Genomic DNA, 17,083 nt, shown 5'->3' on the forward strand with positions numbered 1-17,083 from the left:
CACAGTTTTCATTTAGTTAACTTTGACCGAAAGACGCCGATGCGCCAGCCTTCGTACCGCCTCCGCCTGAAACCCCTTTGCCTGTCGCTGCTGACCGTACTGCCCGTGCTGGCATTCGGTGCCGATCCGGCTACCGCCCTGGCACCCGACCCGGCCGGGGCGGCGCCGATGGCGATCGTCGAGGTGACGGGCACGGGCCAGTCGCGCCAGGTGCAGAACATTACGCGGGCCGACCTGCAGCAGGCGGCGCCCGGCACCAGCCCACTGAAGACGCTGGAAAAACTGCCCGGCGTGAGCTTCCAGTCGGCCGACCCGTTCGGCAGTTACGAATGGTCGACGCGCTTCTCGATCCGCGGCTTCAACCAGAACCAGCTGGGCTTCACGCTGGATGACATCCCGCTGGGCGACATGAGCTACGGGAACAACAACGGCCTGCACATTTCCCGCGCGATCTCCTCCGAAAACATCGGCCGCGTCGCCGTCTCGCAGGGGGCCGGCGCGCTGGGTACCGCGTCGAGCAACAACCTGGGTGGCACGGTGCAGTTCGTCACGCTGGGCCCGGCCAGCGAGGCGGGCGTCACGGCCGCGCAAACGCTGGGCAGCGACGATACGGCACGCACCTTCGTGCGCTTCGACAGCGGCGAGTTCGCCGGCGGCACCCGGTTCTTCATCAGCGGCACGCGCATGCGGTCTGAAAAATGGAAAGGCGCCGGCCCGCAGGACCAGGACCAGTTCAACAGCAGGATCGAGCGCCGCATCGGCGAGCACACGCTGTCGGCCTTCTTCAATTACTCGGACCGCCGCGAAGTCGATTACCAGGACCTGTCGCATGAAATGGCGCGGCGCCTGGGCATGGACTGGGACAATTACTACCCGGACTGGCAGCGCGCGGTGAACGCATCGAAAGGCATCTACAGCGGCGCGGTGAACAGCCTCGACGACGCCTACTACCTGGGCCAGGGCCTGCGCAAGGACAAGCTGGCCGGCGCCACGCTCGACCTGCAACTGACGCCGTCGGTCGCCGCCAAGGTCACCGCCTACCACCACGGCAACGAAGGCCAGGGCCACTGGTATACGCCGTACACGCCGACCTCGGCCGACATACCGATCTCGATCCGCACCACCGAATACACCATCAGCCGCAACGGCGTGCTGGGCGATGTGACGTGGGAACTGGGCATGCACACGCTGAACGCCGGCTTCTGGGCCGAGCGCAACAAGCACATGCTGACCCGCAATTTCTACGCCGTGACCGACGGGCGCTACATCGACGACTTCCTGCGCAACCCGATGAGCACCGGCTTCCTGCAGTCGTTCGTCACCGACACGCGCCAGTTCTACGTGCAGGACACCATCGCGCTGCTGGATGGCCGCCTGAAGATCAACGCCGGATTCAAGAGCCCGAAGGTGGAGATCGACGCGCACACCTTCGTCGGCGATCGGGCCGATGGCACGATCACGGCGAAGAAGACCTTCCTGCCGCAGCTGGGCGTGACGTACCAGCTGTCGCGCGGCGACGAGCTGTTTGCCTCGGGCGCGAAGAACATGCGTTCGTACCAGCCGGGCGTGAACGGCCCGTTCTCGCAGACCCGCGCCGGCTATGCGCTGTCGATCGGCGAGCTGAAACCGGAAACCTCGACCACGTTCGACCTCGGCATTCGGTTCAAGCGCATGATGGGAGAACAGCATGTCCAGGGTTCGGTCGCGGTCTATTACGCAAAATTCGACGACCGGCAGATGGGCATCGCCACCTGCGCCGGCATCGTCGGCTGCGCGGGCACGATCGTCAACGTCGGCAAGGTGGAAACGCGCGGCCTGGAAGCGCTGGCGGTGTGGAGGATCTCTCCGTCGTTCAGCTGGTTCAACACCTTCACATACAACGATTCCACCTATGAATCGAACTATACGGACAATGGCCGGCTGGTGGCGGTGAAGGGCAAGCAGGTGGTCGACGCGCCGAAGAAGATGTTCAATACCGAACTGGCGTACGACGCCAACGGCTTTTATGCGCGACTGGGGGCGAAGTATACGGACAAGCGCTACTACACCTACCTGAACGACAATTCGGTGCCGTCGTTCGTGGTGGCCAACCTGTCCGGCGGCTACCGGCTCGGTTCCGCGGGCATGCTGAAGGACCTCACGCTGCAGGTCAACGTGACGAACCTGTTCGACAGGAGCTACTTCGGCACCGTCGGTTCGAACGGCTTCTCGGCTTCCGACCCGCAGGGCACGTCGATGACGCTGCTCTCGGGCGCGCCGCGGCAGGTGTTCTTCACGCTGTCGGGCAAGCTGTAGGGCGGCCCGAGGGAACGGGATTTGCTTTTATGGCAAGGCGCGGCTAAGCTGGCACCGGCCATCTCCGGGCCGGCTTTCCCTCTCTGACCATGCCCTTGAAAACCTTGAATATCCCCATATCCGCCGGACGCAACGCGCTGTTCGCGGCGGCATTCTTCTTCCTCGGGGCACCTGCCCATGCCGCGCGGGTACTCGAGGAGCACACGATCACGATCGACGGTCAACCGGGCCGTTACTTCCGGCTGCACGACACCGATGGGCCGGGCGCCGCGCCCGTCATCGTGCTGGTCAGCGGTTCCGGCTGCGCGGAATTCGGTTCCCGGCTGCCGTATTTCTTTGAAAGATACCCGGCGCCGCTGGATGTCTATCATCTGGAAAAGCCGCATGTCGGCAAGGGCGCAGCGGACCAGCCGGGCCAGCCCGGCAACTGTTCGCCGCAGTTCGAACAGGCCGACAACCTGCAGCGCAGGGTGCGCGATACGCTGGCCTTCCTGGACCGGCAACCGTTGCTCGCGGCGGCGGGTCCCCGGTCGATCGCCCTGGTCGGGTTTTCCGAAGGGGGCCGCGTCGCGCCGATCGTCGCCGCCGGCAGCGCGAAGGTCGGCTGGCTCGCGGTGGCGGGCAGCGGCGGCATGCGGCAGTCCGATGGCTTCCTCGTATTCGCCGACCGCGGCGTGGCGCCGTATGCGACGCTCTCTTCGCGGCTGCAGCTGGAACGGCAATTCGCCGAGATCGCCGCGGATCCGGGCGCACTGGACAAGTCGTTCTTCGGGCACCCGTACGCGTACTGGGGCTCGCACCTGTTCCACGATCCGCTGCCCGATTTCGCGAAGCTCGACATCCCCGTCGTGGCGGCGATGGGCGAGAAGGATGAAAGCGAACCGATCGAGTCCGGCAGGCTGCTGCGGGATTTCTTTGCGCGTTACCCGGAAAAACCGTTCCGCTTCATCGAATACGCCGGCGCCAGCCATGGCCTGCAGCAGGGCGACAAGTTGCACGTGAAGGACTTCGTCGCCAGCCTGGCCAGGTGGTTCAGGAACGATCCGAGGGCGTTCGACGGGCGGTGAGCGCGCTGGGCCGGAGTCGCTGGAGGACTGCCGTCAACTTCCCCGCACCGCGATCATGAAGCCGGATTTCGGGATCGCCGGCAGCCGGCCCATGTCCAGCGCCAGGTCCTGCGGCGGCACCTCGTAGGCCATGCCGCCGGCAAGCCGGCGGGCGGCGCGCTGCATCAGTTCCAGGGCAATCCATTCGCCGGGGCAGCGGTGCCCGGTGGCGGCGTTGCCGCCGCCCTGCGGCACGAACGTGAACGGGTTCTCGTTCCACGCCGCGAACCGCTCCGGCTGGAAGCGCAGCGGTTCGGGCCATGCGCGGGGATCGTGGTTGATGCCGTGCAGATCCAGTATCACGCGGCGGCCCTTCGGGAAATGCCATCCCTGCCAGTTGAAATCCTGCCGCACGCGCGCCACCGCGGCGGGAAAGAAAGGGTAGAAGCGCCGCACTTCCTGGGCGAACCAGCCGGCGTAGCGGCTATCGACATCGTCCAGCAGTGCCGCACGGCAGTCGGGAAAGTCGTGCAGCGCCAGCGCTTCGTGCACGATGTAGACGGCCACCGCCACGGTTGGACGCAGCACGTTCAGCAACTCCACCGCGGCCGTGCGGGTGTCGAGCCGCCCGCTGTCGATGCCGGCATGGTGGGCCACCGCATGGGCGGCGCTGTCGGGCGGCACGTCCAGCCGGCCGGCGCGGATGCCTTCGATGACTTCGCCGCACCATTGCTGCGCGCGAAAGCGCGCGTAGCGGCTGAACCAGTGCGACGGGCCCACGGCCCCCGCCAGGTCGAACATCGCCGACAGCTGCCTGGTGCGCAGCGGTACGTCGGCTTCGGGCAGCGGCACGCCGGCCCACCGGCACACCGCGCGCGTCAGCACTTCGCGCACCTCCGCATACAGTTCCACCTGGGGCGCGGCGGCCCAGCGGCCCATCGCCGCCTGCCACGCTTCGTCGAACAGGTCGCCCAGCTGGCCGATGCGCGCAGGCGTCATCAGGTTCATGAACATCGCCTTGCGGACCGCGTGCACCGCGTCGTCCAGCCCCTGCACGCCGCCGCGTCCGAACAGCGTGGCCTGCAGCCGCAGCGGTGCGGCGCCCTTGCGCATGAAGCGCTGCGGGTCGTAGAACAGTTCCGCGGCCTGCGGGCCCGTGATGCAGATGGTCCGCTGCAGCAGCAGGCGGGTCTGGAACGCGTCGCTGCCGAGGCGTTTGCACTGGCTGCGGATATAACCGTAAGGATCCCGCTTCAACGCCAGCGTCGCGTCGAGCCGGCCATCGCTTGGCAAGGCGCGGCTGGCGGAGGCGGCGGCGGAATGGGCGTCTGTATTCATCGGCTTTCCTCATGACGGCCGGCGTGCCGGCGGAGAGCGGAAAGCTTAGCAGCGGTCGCGAAACGGGCGGCGCACCGATCCGGGAGGAAATCCCGCGCCTGCGCCGCCGTTCAGGCGGAAGGCCCGGCTACCTCGACCTTGCCGAAGAAGCCATACTGCAGGCTGGCCGCGATCCGTTTCGCCACCACCAGCAGCTCGTCGGCCACCGGCGGCTCGAACAGGCGGCGCGCGGTGGCGTCGAACAGGTCGAGCCAGCGCTGGAAATGCCCGGGCGTGACGCCTTCGAGCGTCATGTGCTTGCCGTAAACGTTGCCCTGGAAGCTTGGCGCGCCGGGCGTGCGGCCCAGCATCACGTCGCTCCAGAACGCCACCATGCGGGCAAGATGCGCATCCCAGTCGTCGCCGATGCGCGGGCCGAACACGGCGGCCAGCAGCGGGTCGCGCCGCACGTCGGCATAGAATTCATGGACCAGGCGGGTGAGCGAGGCAGGATCGGCGGCGGCGTACATGGCTGGTTGAAAAATCCGTTGAAAGCGCCATTCTAGCCCTCCCGGAGCACGTACAATGGCGGATTACCTTGCGCCGCCATGTCCCTTTCCCCGAACTCCCCCCGCCCCCATATTTTCACGCTCGCGTGGCCCCTGCTCGTCGAACTCGTCCTCGCTGTCGCCATCGGCGTCGCCGGCACGTGGCTGGCGTCGCACCTGTCCGACACGGCCGGTGCCGCGTTCGCGATCGCGCACAATATTTCCGTCACGCTGTTCCTGCTGTTCCGCATCGTCGGTTCCGGCGTCGGCGTGGTCATCACGCAAAGCCTCGGGGCAGGGCAGCGCGACGGCGCCCACCGCGTGGCGCTGGCCTCGGTCGGCGCCAGCACGTGGATCGGCGTCGTCACGGCGCTGGTGGCGCTGTTCGGCGCGGGGCCGTTGCTGGAGCTGCTGCAGACGCCGGCCGACGTGTTCCCGCTGGCGGCGCCGTTCCTGATGGCACTGGCGCCGGCGCTGCTGTTCGATGCGTGGAACGCGTCGATGGCGGCGGTGATGCGCGCCCACCTGCGTACCCGCGATACGCTGCTGGTGCTGGTCGCCATGCACACCACGCACGTGCTGCTGGCGGTGCCGCTGATGCAGGGCTGGGGGCCGGTGCCGGCACTGGGCCTGCCCGGTTTCGCGGTGGCGCTGACGATCAGCCGCGCGCTCGGCCTGGTACTGCACCTGGTGCTGTGGCGCCAGCACCTCGGCCTCGTCACCCGCGCGGCCGACTGGTGGCACCTGCCGCGCCGGGAACTGGCCGAAGTGCTGCACATCGGCATCCCGGCCGCGGCCGAGAACATCGCGTGGCGCCTGGCCTTCATGGCCGCGATGGCCGCCGCCGGCACGCTGGGCGCGACGGCACTGGCCACGCACGCCTACGTGCAGCAGATCGGCAGCATGGTGATCGTGTTCAGCCTGGCCACCGCGTTTGCCGTGGAAATCATGGTCGGCCACATGGTCGGCGCCGGCGAACTGGGCGAGGCGCACCGGCTGGTGCGCAGCGCGCTGGGGCGCGGGCTGGTCATCAGCGGCGTGGTGGCGGGCGCTGTCGCGCTGGCCGGCCCGTGGCTGCTGGGCGCGTTCACGAGCGACCCGGCGATCATCGCCGAAGGGTGCAAGCTGCTGTGGATCGGCGTGCTGGTGGAGCTGGGGCGCACCTTCAACCTGGTGGTCATCAACGCGCTGCGCGCCGCCGGCGACGTGCGCTTCCCCGTGATGGCGGGCGCCGCGTCGATGGCGCTGGTGCTGGCCGGCGGCAGCTGGGCGCTGGGCATCCACTTCGGCTTCGGCCTGGCCGGCCTGTACATCGCCTTCGCCGCGGACGAATGGATCCGCGGCCTGATCATGTGGCGGCGCTGGGCCGTGCAGGCGTGGGTGCCGCACGCCCGCGCCGCTCGGCGGAGGCTCAGGGGCTAGCTCCGCCGGGCGGCGCAGCGCGAGCCGGCAACGATATACCTTAGCCGTCCGCCAGCGGCAGCGCCACCGTAAATACGGCCCCTTGGCCCGGCCCGCCGCTGGCGGCTTCGATGGCGCCGCCGTGCGCCCTGACCAGGCTGCGCGCCAGCGCCAGGCCGAGCCCGAGCCCGCCCTGCGAGCGGGCAATGCTCTGGTCGGCCTGGGCGAACACGTCGAAGGCACGTTCCAGAAAGTCGGCACGCATGCCCACGCCGTTGTCGCGCACCGTCACCATCGCGGTGCCGCCGGCGAGCGCCAGTGCGACGTCGATGCTGCCGCCGTCCGGCGTGTATTTCACGGCGTTGTTGAGCAGGTTGGCGATGACCTGCACGAGGCGCTTCTCGTCGCCTTCGACACATGCCTGCGCATCGGGCAGCGCCACGGTGAGCCGGTGGCCGCGCCGGTCCACCAGCGGGCGTGCCTGTTCCAGCGCGGCGGCGAGCACGGCGGCCATGTCGCAGCGCCGCTTGTCCAGCCGCACCAGGCCCCGCTTGACGCGCGACACGTCGAGCAGGTCGTCGACCAGGCCGGCCATGTGGCGCACCTGGCGGCCGATGACGGCGCTGGCCATCGACACCTTCGACGTATCCGCACCAGCCACCGCCAGCACCTGCGCGGCGGCGCCGATCGGCGCGAGCGGATTGCGCAGCTCGTGCGCCAGCATGGCCAGGAACTCGTCCTTGCGCGCATCGGCGTCGCGCAGCGCCTGTTCGGAACGCTTGTGCGCGGTGATGTCGTAGACGATGCCGAGCACGCGCCAGCCGCCTGCCGGTTCGTCGCTGTAGCGGCTGCCGTGCGCGGCTACCCAGCGTTCCTTGCCGTCCGGGCCGAGCAGCCGGCACTCGTCGCGCCACGGCCGGTTTGCCGCCTCGGCCGCGCGGAAGCTGTCGCCCAGCCGGGCCAGGTCGTCCGGATGGATGCGGGACCGCACCGTGGCCAGTTCCCACTCCTCGTCGGCGGAGTCGCAGCCGAGCAGCCGCGCCAGCCGGGCCGAGCCGCCGACCCTGCGCCGCACCGGATCGTAGACCCAGTCGGCGATCTGGGCCGAATCGAGCGTGAACTGCAGCCGCGTGTTGGCCACCCGCAGCGCTTCCTGGGCATGGCGGATATCGGTCACGTCGAGGCAGTTGCCGACCCATTCGACGGCCGCGCCGCCGCTGCGCACGGCGGCGCCGCGCGACAGCATGTGGCGGTATTCTCCGTCGTGCCGGCGCAGGCGGTAGCTGGCCACGTAGGGATGGCCGTGCGTGGACGCGGAGTCCCACGCGGCCGCGGCGGCCGCCCGGTCGTGCGGATGCAGCGCATCCATCCAGCCCGCACCCTCGTATTCTTCCGGCAACTGGCCGGTAAATGCCGACCAGCTGGGATTCTCGCCGGCCCGCATGCAGTCGCCTTCCATGTGCCATACCACGGCGGACATCGTCTCGACGAGCGTGCGGTAGCGCGCCTCCTTCGTCTGCAGCGCGCGCGCGATGCGGCCCCGCTCCATCGATTCCCGGCAGCGGTCGGCCACCGCCACCAGCAGCGATACCTCGTCCGTGCGCCAGCGGCGCGGCGTGACGGCGTGCACCGCCATCGCGGCCACGAAGCGGCCTTCCTTGAGCACCGGTACGCAGATCGCCGCATGGATGCCGGCCCGGGTGTAGCGCACCAGCGTGGCGGCGGTGCGCGGGTCGGTCCCGGTATCCTCGACAACGAACGGCACGCCTTGCCGCATGGCGGCCAGGCAGGCGGCGCCGAAGTCGGCGAACCGGTGGGGGCCGGCAATGACGGGCAGGCCCGCGTTGTAGTCGCCGGTAACCTGGTACGTGTCCTCGTCCGTCGCCACGTCGGCGAACGCGCAGCGGTTCACGCGCAGGTGCCGGCCCAGCAGGCTGGCGGCGGCCTGCGCGATGTCGCGCGGGTCGTCCAGGTGGCGGAACATGTCGTCGACCTGTTGCAATAGCCGGTAGCGGGCATTGCGGCGTGCCCGGACGCGGGCGCCGTTGAGCGTGGCCTGGATGCGCGCGGTGAATGCCTCGGCCGTGCTGGTGGCCAGGTCGATCACGTCGTCGAATTCGACGCGGCCGTCGTCGCAGGCGGGCGACAGCGCCACCATCGCGCAATCCTGCAGCGCCGGCAGCACGCGCAGCCGGGCCAGCAGGGCGGGGTCGGCGGCTGGCGCGCACAGCACCAGGCGCATGCCGCGCCACGGCTGGGCGGCGGCGATGTGCTGATCGATCATGGCACCGTCGGTGACGGCGCGCACGAAGAACGGCAACGCGCGCAGCCATTCGCGGGCCTGCGGCGCATGGCCCAGGATCAGGATGTCGATATCGGTTGTTTCGGCTGTCATGTTGCCCGCTGTATGCCACCACGCGGGCCACATGCGCCGCGCGAGTGCGCATACTACCAGTTCGATCCGCAGTATTTTGTGCGGCCGCGTACGCAGGCCATGCGCCGCTTGCGCCTACAATGGAATCCACATTCACTTCAATCACCCTGCACGATACGATGAACGCAACCCTGCACCTGTTCGCGCTGGCTGGCAGCGCACCGTTCGGCCAGCGCGTGGCCCGCCAGCTGGGCATGCCGCTGGCCGCCCACGAGGAGAACGATTTCGATGATGGCGAGTACGTGGTGCGCGCTCCGGCCGCCGTGCGCGGCGGCCATGCCTGCGTGATCCACTCGCTGGCCGGCGCGCCGGGGCAGGGCAGCGGCGAGCGGCTGTGCCGGCTGCTGTTCTTCATCGGCGCGCTGCGCGATGCCGGCGCCGCGCGCATCACGGCCGTGCTGCCCTACGTGGCATTTGCCCGGCAAGACACGCGGCAGCAGGCCGGCGATCCGCTGACGCTGCGCTACGTGGCCACGCTGCTCGAAGCAGCCGGCGCCGACACGGTGCTGGCGCTGGACGTGCACAACCTCGCCGCGTTCCAGAACGCTTTCCGCTGCCGCACCGAGCACCTGGACGGCAGCGCGTTGTTCGCGGCGCATTTCGCCGCGGTGGCCGGGGACAGCGAGGTCTGCGTGGTGGCGCCGGACGGCGGCGGCATCCGCCGTGCCGAGGGATTGCGGCTGGCCCTGGCAAACGCGCTGGGCCGGACGGTATCGCTGGCCTTCGTCGAGAAGCACCGCCACGGCCGCGAACTGACGGGCGAGCTGATGGCCGGCGACGTGGCCGGCAAGCTGGCCATCGTGTTCGACGACATCATCGGCACCGGCAGCACGATGGCGCGCGCGGTGGAGGCGTGCCGGGAACACGGCGCGGCGCGCGTGATGGCCGCCGCCACGCATGCCGTGTTCGCCGGCGACGCGGCCGCCACGCTGGCCCGCGCCGGGCTGGACGGCGGCGCCGTGGCCGATACCGTGCACGACGGCGAGCGCGCCGGCCCGCTGTTCGCCGTGCTGGACAGCGGCGTGCTGTTTGCCCAGGCGATCCGGGCGCTGCACGCGGAGATTCCGTTCGCGCCGGTGCCCTTCACGGCGCGGCCGGGCATGCTAGGATGACACCAAGAACAACAACAGGAGTCCACCGTGTCCACCCGCCCCTTCGTACCCCCTGAACGGTTCGACGATCCCGCCGCCGCGCTGGCGCGCGTGCAGGAGATCTACGACGGCAGCATCCGCCACCTGCGCGAGAGCCTGCAGCGCTTCGTGGAAGGCGAAACGCCGAGCCACGTGCGCGCCTGCTATCCGTTCGTGCGCGTGCAGACCGAGACGTTCGCGCGCGCCGACACCCGGCTTTCCTATGGCTTCGTCGAAGGCCCCGGCACCTATGAAACCACGCTGACGCGTCCCGACCTGTTCGCGCGCTACTACCACGAACAGTTCCGGCTGCTGCTGAAGAACCATGGCCAGCAGCACGTGCAGCTGGAGGTCGGGCTGTCCTCCCAGCCGATTCCGATCCACTTCTCGTTCGCCGAGCACGACCATATCGAGGGCAGCATGAGCCCCGAGCGGCGCGCCATGATGCGCGACGTGTTCGACCTGCCGAACCTGGCCGCGATGGACGACGGCATCGCCAACGGCACCTGCGACCCGGCGCCGGGCGAGGCGCTGCCGCTGTCGCTGTTTACCGGGCCGCGCGTCGACTATTCGCTGCAGCGGCTGCGCCACTACACGGGCACTTCGCCGGAGCACTTCCAGAAGTTCGTGCTGTTCACGAACTACCAGTTCTACATCGACGAATTCGTGCGCCTCGGCCATGCGATCATGAGCCGCGAACCGGCCAGCGACGAAGACCGGTACGTGGCCTTCGTCGAGCCGGGCAACCTCATTACGCGCCGCGCCGGCCAGGATGCCCGGCCGGGCGAATCATTGGGCGCGCCGCCGCTGCGCCTGCCGCAGATGCCGGGCTACCACCTGGTGCGCGAGGACGGCAGCGGCATCAGCATGGTCAATATCGGCGTCGGCCCGGCCAATGCCAAGACGATCACCGACCACGTGGCCGTGCTGCGCCCGCATGCCTGGCTGATGCTGGGCCACTGCGCCGGCCTGCGCAACACGCAGCAGCTGGGCGACTACGTACTGGCCCACGGCTACGTGCGCGAGGATCATGTGCTCGACGAGGACCTGCCGCTGTGGGTGCCGATCCCCGCACTGGCCGAGGTGCAGGTGGCGATCGAGGGCGCCGTGGCCGAGGTCACGCAGCTGACCGGCCACGACCTGAAGCGCGTGCTGCGCACCGGCACCGTGGCCAGCACCGACAACCGCAACTGGGAACTGCTGCCGCAGCGCACGCCCGAGCGGCGCTTCTCGCAGAGCCGTGCGGTGGCGCTGGACATGGAAAGCGCCACCATCGCCGCCAACGGCTTCCGCTTCCGCGTTCCCTACGGCACGCTGCTGTGCGTCTCCGACAAGCCGCTGCACGGCGAGATCAAGCTGCCGGGCATGGCCAACCAGTTCTACCGGGACCGGGTCGACCAGCATTTGCGGATCGGCATCCGCGCGCTGGAACTGCTGCGCGCGCTGGGCGTGGACCGGCTGCACAGCCGCAAGCTGCGCAGTTTCGCCGAGGTGGCTTTCCAGTAACCCCGCCCGGCCTGGCGCCGGCAGCTAGCAGCCGGCCACCCGCTCCAGCAGGCAATCGAGCGCCAGGCCATACTGTTCCCGCATCGCGGCGGCCGCCGCCGGATCGCCGCGCACCCCGACCAGCGCCAGGGCGCTGCCGTGCGCATGGTCGACCAGCACGTCGCGCCACAGCATGTACGCGGGAGCCAGCGCCGCGAGCAGGGCGCCCAGCCGGTCGGTGATCTGCCGGCTGACGCCGGCATACGCCGCCGGTTCGGCAAAGATCGCCAGCGTCAGCTGGGGATGCCGCGCCACGGCATCGTGGTAGCGCACTAGCAGCGTGCGGATTTCCTCGCGGGGATCGGCCGCTGCCGCGGTTTCCTCCAGCACGCCGCCATATACCCGGTCGGACAGCGCCACCAGCAATCCGGCGCGGTCGCTGACATGGTGATACAGGCTCATCGGCGTGACGCCCAGCCGTGCCGCCAGGCCGCGCATCGTCAGCCCGCTGCCGCCACCTTCCTCCAGCAGGGCCAGCGCGGCGGCGACGATGGTGTCGCGCGCCACGCCGCTGCCCTGCGCGGGGCGGCCCCGCGGGCGCGTCACGGCAGCAGCCGGTAGGTCGACTGCACCAGCCCGGACGGGAAACTGTGGCTGGCCAGCAGCTGCAGGCTGCGGTCGCGCGGCAGTGCGCCGAACAGCGGCCGGCCCGCGCCGATCAGCACCGGCACCGTGGTGATCACCATGTCCTCGACCAGGCCATCGCGCAGGAACGATTGCACCACCCGTCCGCCATCGACATAAACGCGTTGCACATCGTCGCGCGCCAGCTCCGCCATCGTTTCCGCCGGCGTCAGGCTGGAAAAGCGCACCTTGCCCCGCAGCGCATCGGGTACCGCCGTGCCGTCCAGCTGCTTCGACAGCACCAGCACCGGCAGGTCGTATGGCCAGGCGCCGAACGTCAGCGCTTTTTCGTAGCTGCCGCGGCCCATCACGATGGCGCCCTTGTCGGCGATGAAGGCGGCGTAGCCATGGTCTTCCGCCGGATCGTCGCGTTCGAGCAGCCAGCCGATGTCGCCATCGGCGCGGGCAATGTAGCCATCCAGGCTGGTGGCGATGAAGACGTGGCCCGTGGTCATGCGGTTCTCCCGATTATTTATACGGTGTATATTTTATAGCCGGAAGTGCGGTTCCGCCAGCGATTTCGTCCGGCGATTCGCCGGTATCGTCAGCCGGCGCGCTCGCGTGCCAGCGCCGCGTACCATTGCGCATATGGCGTATTGGCCACCATGCGCCGGTTGAAATCGGGCGCGCCGTCGGTCCACCATACCGGCCCCCGCTCGCCGAGGGCATGCTTGGCCTCGTCGACGGCGGCGCGCGCGCGGCGTTCGGCCGCGGTGTCGCCGGCCTTTTTCGCGGCGCCGACCTGGCGTCGGGCGTTCATCAATTGCACGACCAGCTGCTGCCGGACGTCCGGCGCGAGATGGGGATTGCTGGTGCGCCACAGGCGGCCGTTGACGACGAAGTAACGGCCGTCCGGCGTGACAGGATATTTATCGATGATCACTCCATGACCGCTGCTCAATCCTCCCCCAGTTCGCCCGACTGGTCCGTCTCGTGCCGCTGCAGCCGCATCTGCGCGAGGATCTCTTCCACGGCATCGATCCGGTAGGGCTTGTAGAGAAAGCGTACGCCGGGCGGCACGTCGTCGCCGAGCGCGCGTCCGCTGACGATCACCACCGGCAGCTCGGGGTCGTCGGCCAGGCGCTGTGCCAGTTCCAGCCCGCTCATGCCGGGCAGTTCCACGTCGGTAAACACGGCGCCGATACCGCCGGCGCGCAGCGATTCGAGCGCCGCCTCGGCGCTGCCCACGCCCGTCGCCTGCCAGCCCAGCGCCATGATCATTTCGCAGGTCAGGTCGCGCAGGTCGTCGTTGTCCTCCACCACCAGCACGCGCAGCGGCGCCGGCGGCGCGGCCCGCCGGGCGGGGGCCTGCCTGGCATCGAGCACCGCGCGCACCTTGCGCGCCAGCTCGTCGCGGCGGTAGGGCTTCGACAGCAGGTGCGTGCCCGCTTCGAGCCGGCCGCCATGCTGCGCCGCATCCTGCGTGTAGCCGGACGTGAACAGCACGGCGAGGCCCGGCCGCAGGTGCCGCGCCACGCGCGCCAGTTCGGTCACCGGCAGCGTGCCGGGCATGACGACATCGGTAAACAGCAGGTCCACCTGCGCGGCCTCGCGCAGGATGCGGATGGCCGCGTCCGCATCGCCCGCCTCGAGTACCGTGTAGCTCAGGCTGCGCAGCATCGCCGCCACGGTGTCGCGCACGTCGGGGTCGTCGTCCACCAGCAGGACCGTTTCGGTGCCGCCGGTTGCCGGCGGCGGCGGCACCGGCGGCGCCGCTTCGGGCGCGCCGGAACGGGGGAAGTACAGGCGCATCGTGGTGCCCACGCCCACTTCGCTGTAGATGCGGATGTGGCCGCCGGTCTGGCGCACGAAGCCATAGGCCATCGACAGGCCCAGTCCGGTACCTTCGCCTTCCGGCTTGGTCGTGAAGAAGGGCTCGAACACGCGTTCCTGCACGTCCGGCGGCATGCCGCTGCCGGTGTCGGACACTGCCAGCAGCACGTAGTCGCCGGGCACCGCGTCCGGCACCGTGGCGGCGTAATGCTCGTCCAGCATGGCGTTCGACAGTTCGATCGTCAGGCGGCCCTGGCCGGCCATCGCGTCGCGCGCGTTGATCGCCAGGTTCATCAGCACGTTTTCCAGCTGGTTCGGGTCGGCCAGCGTATTCCACAGGCCCGGCTCGACGCGCGTGGCCAGTTCGACGCCTTCGCCGAGCGCACGGTGCAGCAGGTCGTCGACATTGCGCAGCAGCCGCGCAAGGTTGATCACCACCGGTTCCAGGGGCTGGCGCCGCGCGAACGCCAGCAGCTGGCGCGACAGGTTGGCACCCCGTTCGACGGCGGCCAGCGCACCTTCGAGGCGGCGTGGCGCTTCCGGGGCACGCGGCGCAAGAGCCACTGCCTGCACATTGCCGTAGATGACCTGCAGCACATTGTTGAAATCGTGGGCCACGCCGCCCGTCAGTTTGCCGACCGCTTCCAGCTTCTGCGCCCGGTTCAGCGCCCGCTGGGCCTGCTGCAGGTCGCGCTGGCGCTGCTCCTCGCGCGCGGCGGCCGCCTTCCTGGCCGACAGGTCGCGGATAAACCCATGCAATGCCGGCGTGCCGTCGCTGTCCACGCGGGAACAGGACAGCTCGACGGGCACCGGCAAGCCTTCGCGGGTCGCCGCCACCAGCTCGAGCCGCCGGCCGCGGCCGTTCTCGAACGCGGCGTCCTCGAACGCCAGCAGGCGATCCAGTTCCGGCTGTTCGCCGGGGAACAGCTGGCGCAGCGGGCGCCCCAGCGCCTCGGCCACGGTCCAGCCGAAGATGCGCTCGGCCTGCGGATTCCAGTACGTGATCTGGCCGGCCGCATCCATCGCCACGAAGGCATCGTTGGCGTTGTCGAGGATGCTGATCAGCCGGCTGCGCTCGTTGCGCAGCGTGCCATACGAACGTTGCAGGTCTGCGGTGATGCGGCGGGCCAGCTGGCGCGCGCGGGCGCGGCCTTGCGCCAGCAGCCAGACCAGGGTGGCCGACAGCGCGCTGACGATGATGCCCGACACGCCGGCCCAGGCCGCCTGCTGCGAGGCGAGGCGCTGCTCGAACACGGGGTTGCTGCGCACCCGCAATATCCATGGCCGGCCGGCGATGGCGATGGTGCGCTGCTCGTCGAGGCGCGCGGCGCCGTCCGGATAGGCGCAGCCGTACATGCAGTTGGGCGGCTCGGGCGCCGCATCGTAGACGGCCACGTGCAGGTCGGCTTCGCGCTCGCCGTTCAGGCCCGACATGAAGTCGTGCATGCGGAAGGCGCCATAAGCCCAGCCGTACAGGGCCTGCCGGCGCACCGCTACGTCCGCCGGCCGGCCTGGCGCCGCGGCCGGCAGCGGCGCATACAGCGGCAGGTACATCAGGAAGCCCGGCTGGCCGGCCTCGCTGCCTTCCTGGACCAGCCGCACCTGGCCCGTCAGCGCCGGCGCGCCGCTGTCGCGGGCACGCGCCATCGCCACGCGGCGCACCGGCTCGGCGTACATGTCGTAGCCGATGGCGCGGCGGTTCATCAGGTCCAGCGGCTCGATCATCACGACGCTGCTGGCGGCCTGGCCGATGGCATCGCCGGCCTTCTTTTGCACCAGGGCAATGCCAATGCCCTGGATGCCGGGATAGTACTCGCGCAGCTGCAGGGTGCCGACATAGGTGCGGAAGGCCGCGGCATCCGGCAGGGGTGGGGAGGCCAGCGCATAGGCCTGGGCGCCGCGCAGCACCTGCTCGTACGTGGCCATGCGCCGCGCGATGCGCGATTGCAGTTCGCGCACGCGGTAGTCGAACTCGGCACGCACTTCCCGGTCATGGCCGTCGCGCAAGCCATTCCACACCAGGGCCGTGGCCACCAGCCCCGCGCACAGCGTGCCCAGCGCGAGTGCCAGCGGCAACAGGCGCGCGGCGCGGTCGGGCTCCGGGGGGAGGTAGGCGGACGTCGGCATCCCGCCATGGTACTCCGGTGACCGGCTCGTCAGCGCCCGCTTCCCTGCCTGTTGATGCTCTGTGGAAATTTCTTGCGGCCCGGTACCTGCTTTCAGGGTTCCAGGATGCCGCGCCGGATCGCGATGGTGACGGCGTGCGTGCGGTCGCGCGCGCCCAGCTTGCCAAGCACGGTGCTCATGTGGGCTTTCACGGTTTCCTCGGCAATGCCGAGCGCCTGTGCGACGCGCTTGTTGGAATTGCCGTCGGCGACCAGGCCGAGCACTTCCGTCTCGCGGGCGGACAGCGCGTCCGCATCGATATGGGCGGCCAGTTCGATGGCGATCTCGGGCGGGATATGGCGCTGTCCGGCGTACACCTTGCCGATCGCGTCGGCCAGTTCCGTACGCAGCATGCTTTTCAACAGGTAGCCCATCGCGCCGGCCTTCAGCGCGCGCAGCACCTGAACGTCGCCCTTGTAGGTGGTCAGCACGATGATGCGCGCCTGCGGCGCGATCTCGCGGATCGCCACGATCGCGTCGAGCCCGTTCATCACCGGCATCTGCAGGTCCATCAGCACCACGTCGGGCTGGTGGCGCACGTACTGCTCCAGCGCTTCACGGCCGTCGCCGGCCTCGGCCGCGAGTTCGAAACGCCCGCCGATCGACAGCACGGCGGCGATCCCTTCGCGCATCAACGGATGATCGTCCACCACCATCACGCGCACCGGCGCGCCGCCCAAGGTATCCCGCATGCTGCCGCTCCTGCTGAAAAAGCGCATCTTACACCCGGCAAACGGGGCTGGCAGCCCCCGATGGAGGGGGCTCCCCTATCGGGGGATCGCCGCGCCAGCATTTCGGGGCAGT

13 protein-coding genes are annotated in these 17,083 nt (G+C 69.6%); 5 read left to right on the forward strand and 8 right to left on the reverse strand.

What is annotated here, in order from left to right; all coding sequences use genetic code 11:
- Nucleotides 1-39: 39 nt before the first annotated feature.
- Together ACY34H_RS12270 and ACY34H_RS12275 are read left to right on the forward strand one after the other, a co-directional pair.
- Nucleotides 40-2,295 carry a TonB-dependent receptor gene (locus tag ACY34H_RS12270; RefSeq protein WP_464977772.1) on the forward strand — a complete coding sequence of 752 codons (2,256 nt, stop codon included), beginning with the start codon at nt 40-42 and terminating at the stop codon, nt 2,293-2,295.
- Between the two features lie 104 nt (nt 2,296-2,399).
- The gene (locus ACY34H_RS12275) at nt 2,400-3,362 is read left to right on the forward strand and encodes an alpha/beta fold hydrolase (RefSeq protein ID WP_464977773.1); all 963 of its coding nucleotides are present in this window, start codon (nt 2,400-2,402) and stop codon (nt 3,360-3,362) included.
- Nucleotides 3,363-3,395: 33 nt separating this feature from the next.
- On the opposite strand, the gene ACY34H_RS12280 is transcribed toward ACY34H_RS12275, so the two are convergent.
- A complete protein-coding gene (locus ACY34H_RS12280; protein WP_464977774.1) occupies nt 3,396-4,679 on the reverse strand; it encodes a cytochrome P450 in 1,284 nt (427 codons plus the stop codon).
- 110 nt (nt 4,680-4,789) lie between these two features.
- Nucleotides 4,790-5,188, reverse strand: coding sequence for a group III truncated hemoglobin (locus tag ACY34H_RS12285; protein WP_464977775.1), 399 nt, complete (start codon nt 5,186-5,188; stop codon nt 4,790-4,792).
- A 78-nt stretch (nt 5,189-5,266) separates the two neighbouring features.
- Between ACY34H_RS12285 and ACY34H_RS12290 the strand changes: the two genes are divergently transcribed.
- Nucleotides 5,267-6,628, forward strand: a complete 1,362-nt coding sequence (locus ACY34H_RS12290) for an MATE family efflux transporter (protein WP_464977776.1) — start codon at nt 5,267-5,269, stop codon at nt 6,626-6,628.
- 40 nt (nt 6,629-6,668) lie between these two features.
- Here the strand turns inward: ACY34H_RS12290 and ACY34H_RS12295 are convergent, their stop codons facing one another.
- Nucleotides 6,669-9,002 (reverse strand): sensor histidine kinase, encoded by a 2,334-nt coding sequence (locus tag ACY34H_RS12295; RefSeq protein ID WP_464977777.1) that lies wholly within the window; start codon nt 9,000-9,002, stop codon nt 6,669-6,671.
- 158 nt (nt 9,003-9,160) lie between these two features.
- Here ACY34H_RS12295 and ACY34H_RS12300 point away from each other — a divergent pair, with 158 nt between their 5' ends.
- On the forward strand, nt 9,161-10,153 hold the full coding sequence (locus ACY34H_RS12300; RefSeq protein ID WP_464977778.1) for a ribose-phosphate diphosphokinase: 993 nt from the start codon (nt 9,161-9,163) through the stop codon (nt 10,151-10,153).
- Between the two features lie 27 nt (nt 10,154-10,180).
- Nucleotides 10,181-11,677, forward strand: coding sequence for an AMP nucleosidase (locus tag ACY34H_RS12305; RefSeq protein WP_464977779.1), 1,497 nt, complete (start codon nt 10,181-10,183; stop codon nt 11,675-11,677).
- 24 nt (nt 11,678-11,701) lie between these two features.
- Here ACY34H_RS12305 and ACY34H_RS12310 read toward each other — a convergent pair whose 3' ends face one another.
- From ACY34H_RS12310 to ACY34H_RS12330, 5 genes are all read right to left on the reverse strand, one after another.
- Nucleotides 11,702-12,262 (reverse strand): TetR/AcrR family transcriptional regulator, encoded by a 561-nt coding sequence (locus ACY34H_RS12310; protein WP_464977780.1) that lies wholly within the window; start codon nt 12,260-12,262, stop codon nt 11,702-11,704.
- The gene (locus ACY34H_RS12315) at nt 12,259-12,795 is read right to left on the reverse strand and encodes a dihydrofolate reductase family protein (protein ID WP_464977781.1); all 537 of its coding nucleotides are present in this window, start codon (nt 12,793-12,795) and stop codon (nt 12,259-12,261) included. Before ACY34H_RS12315 ends, ACY34H_RS12310 begins: the two co-directional genes overlap by 4 nt.
- 89 nt (nt 12,796-12,884) lie before the next feature.
- Nucleotides 12,885-13,223, reverse strand: coding sequence for a hypothetical protein (locus tag ACY34H_RS12320; RefSeq protein ID WP_464977782.1), 339 nt, complete (start codon nt 13,221-13,223; stop codon nt 12,885-12,887).
- A 14-nt stretch (nt 13,224-13,237) separates the two neighbouring features.
- A complete protein-coding gene (locus tag ACY34H_RS12325; protein ID WP_464977783.1) occupies nt 13,238-16,240 on the reverse strand; it encodes a CHASE domain-containing protein in 3,003 nt (1,000 codons plus the stop codon).
- A 92-nt stretch (nt 16,241-16,332) separates the two neighbouring features.
- Complete coding sequence (locus ACY34H_RS12330; protein ID WP_464977784.1) at nt 16,333-16,971, reverse strand: response regulator; 639 nt, start codon at nt 16,969-16,971, stop codon at nt 16,333-16,335.
- Nucleotides 16,972-17,083: the final 112 nt, after the last annotated feature.

Source organism: Pseudoduganella sp. jia 9, assembly GCF_055502615.1.

Coding starts and splice junctions, on each gene's coding strand:
- ACY34H_RS12270 (WP_464977772.1), top strand. CDS start 40: ATGCGCCAGCCTTCGTACCGCCTCCGCCTGAAACCCCTTTGCCTGTCG.
- ACY34H_RS12280 (WP_464977774.1), bottom strand. CDS start 4,679: ATGAATACAGACGCCCATTCCGCCGCCGCCTCCGCCAGCCGCGCCTTG.
- ACY34H_RS12285 (WP_464977775.1), bottom strand. CDS start 5,188: ATGTACGCCGCCGCCGATCCTGCCTCGCTCACCCGCCTGGTCCATGAA.
- ACY34H_RS12290 (WP_464977776.1), top strand. CDS start 5,267: ATGTCCCTTTCCCCGAACTCCCCCCGCCCCCATATTTTCACGCTCGCG.
- ACY34H_RS12295 (WP_464977777.1), bottom strand. CDS start 9,002: ATGACAGCCGAAACAACCGATATCGACATCCTGATCCTGGGCCATGCG.
- ACY34H_RS12300 (WP_464977778.1), top strand. CDS start 9,161: ATGAACGCAACCCTGCACCTGTTCGCGCTGGCTGGCAGCGCACCGTTC.
- ACY34H_RS12315 (WP_464977781.1), bottom strand. CDS start 12,795: ATGACCACGGGCCACGTCTTCATCGCCACCAGCCTGGATGGCTACATT.
- ACY34H_RS12325 (WP_464977783.1), bottom strand. CDS start 16,240: ATGCCGACGTCCGCCTACCTCCCCCCGGAGCCCGACCGCGCCGCGCGC.
- ACY34H_RS12330 (WP_464977784.1), bottom strand. CDS start 16,971: ATGCGGGATACCTTGGGCGGCGCGCCGGTGCGCGTGATGGTGGTGGAC.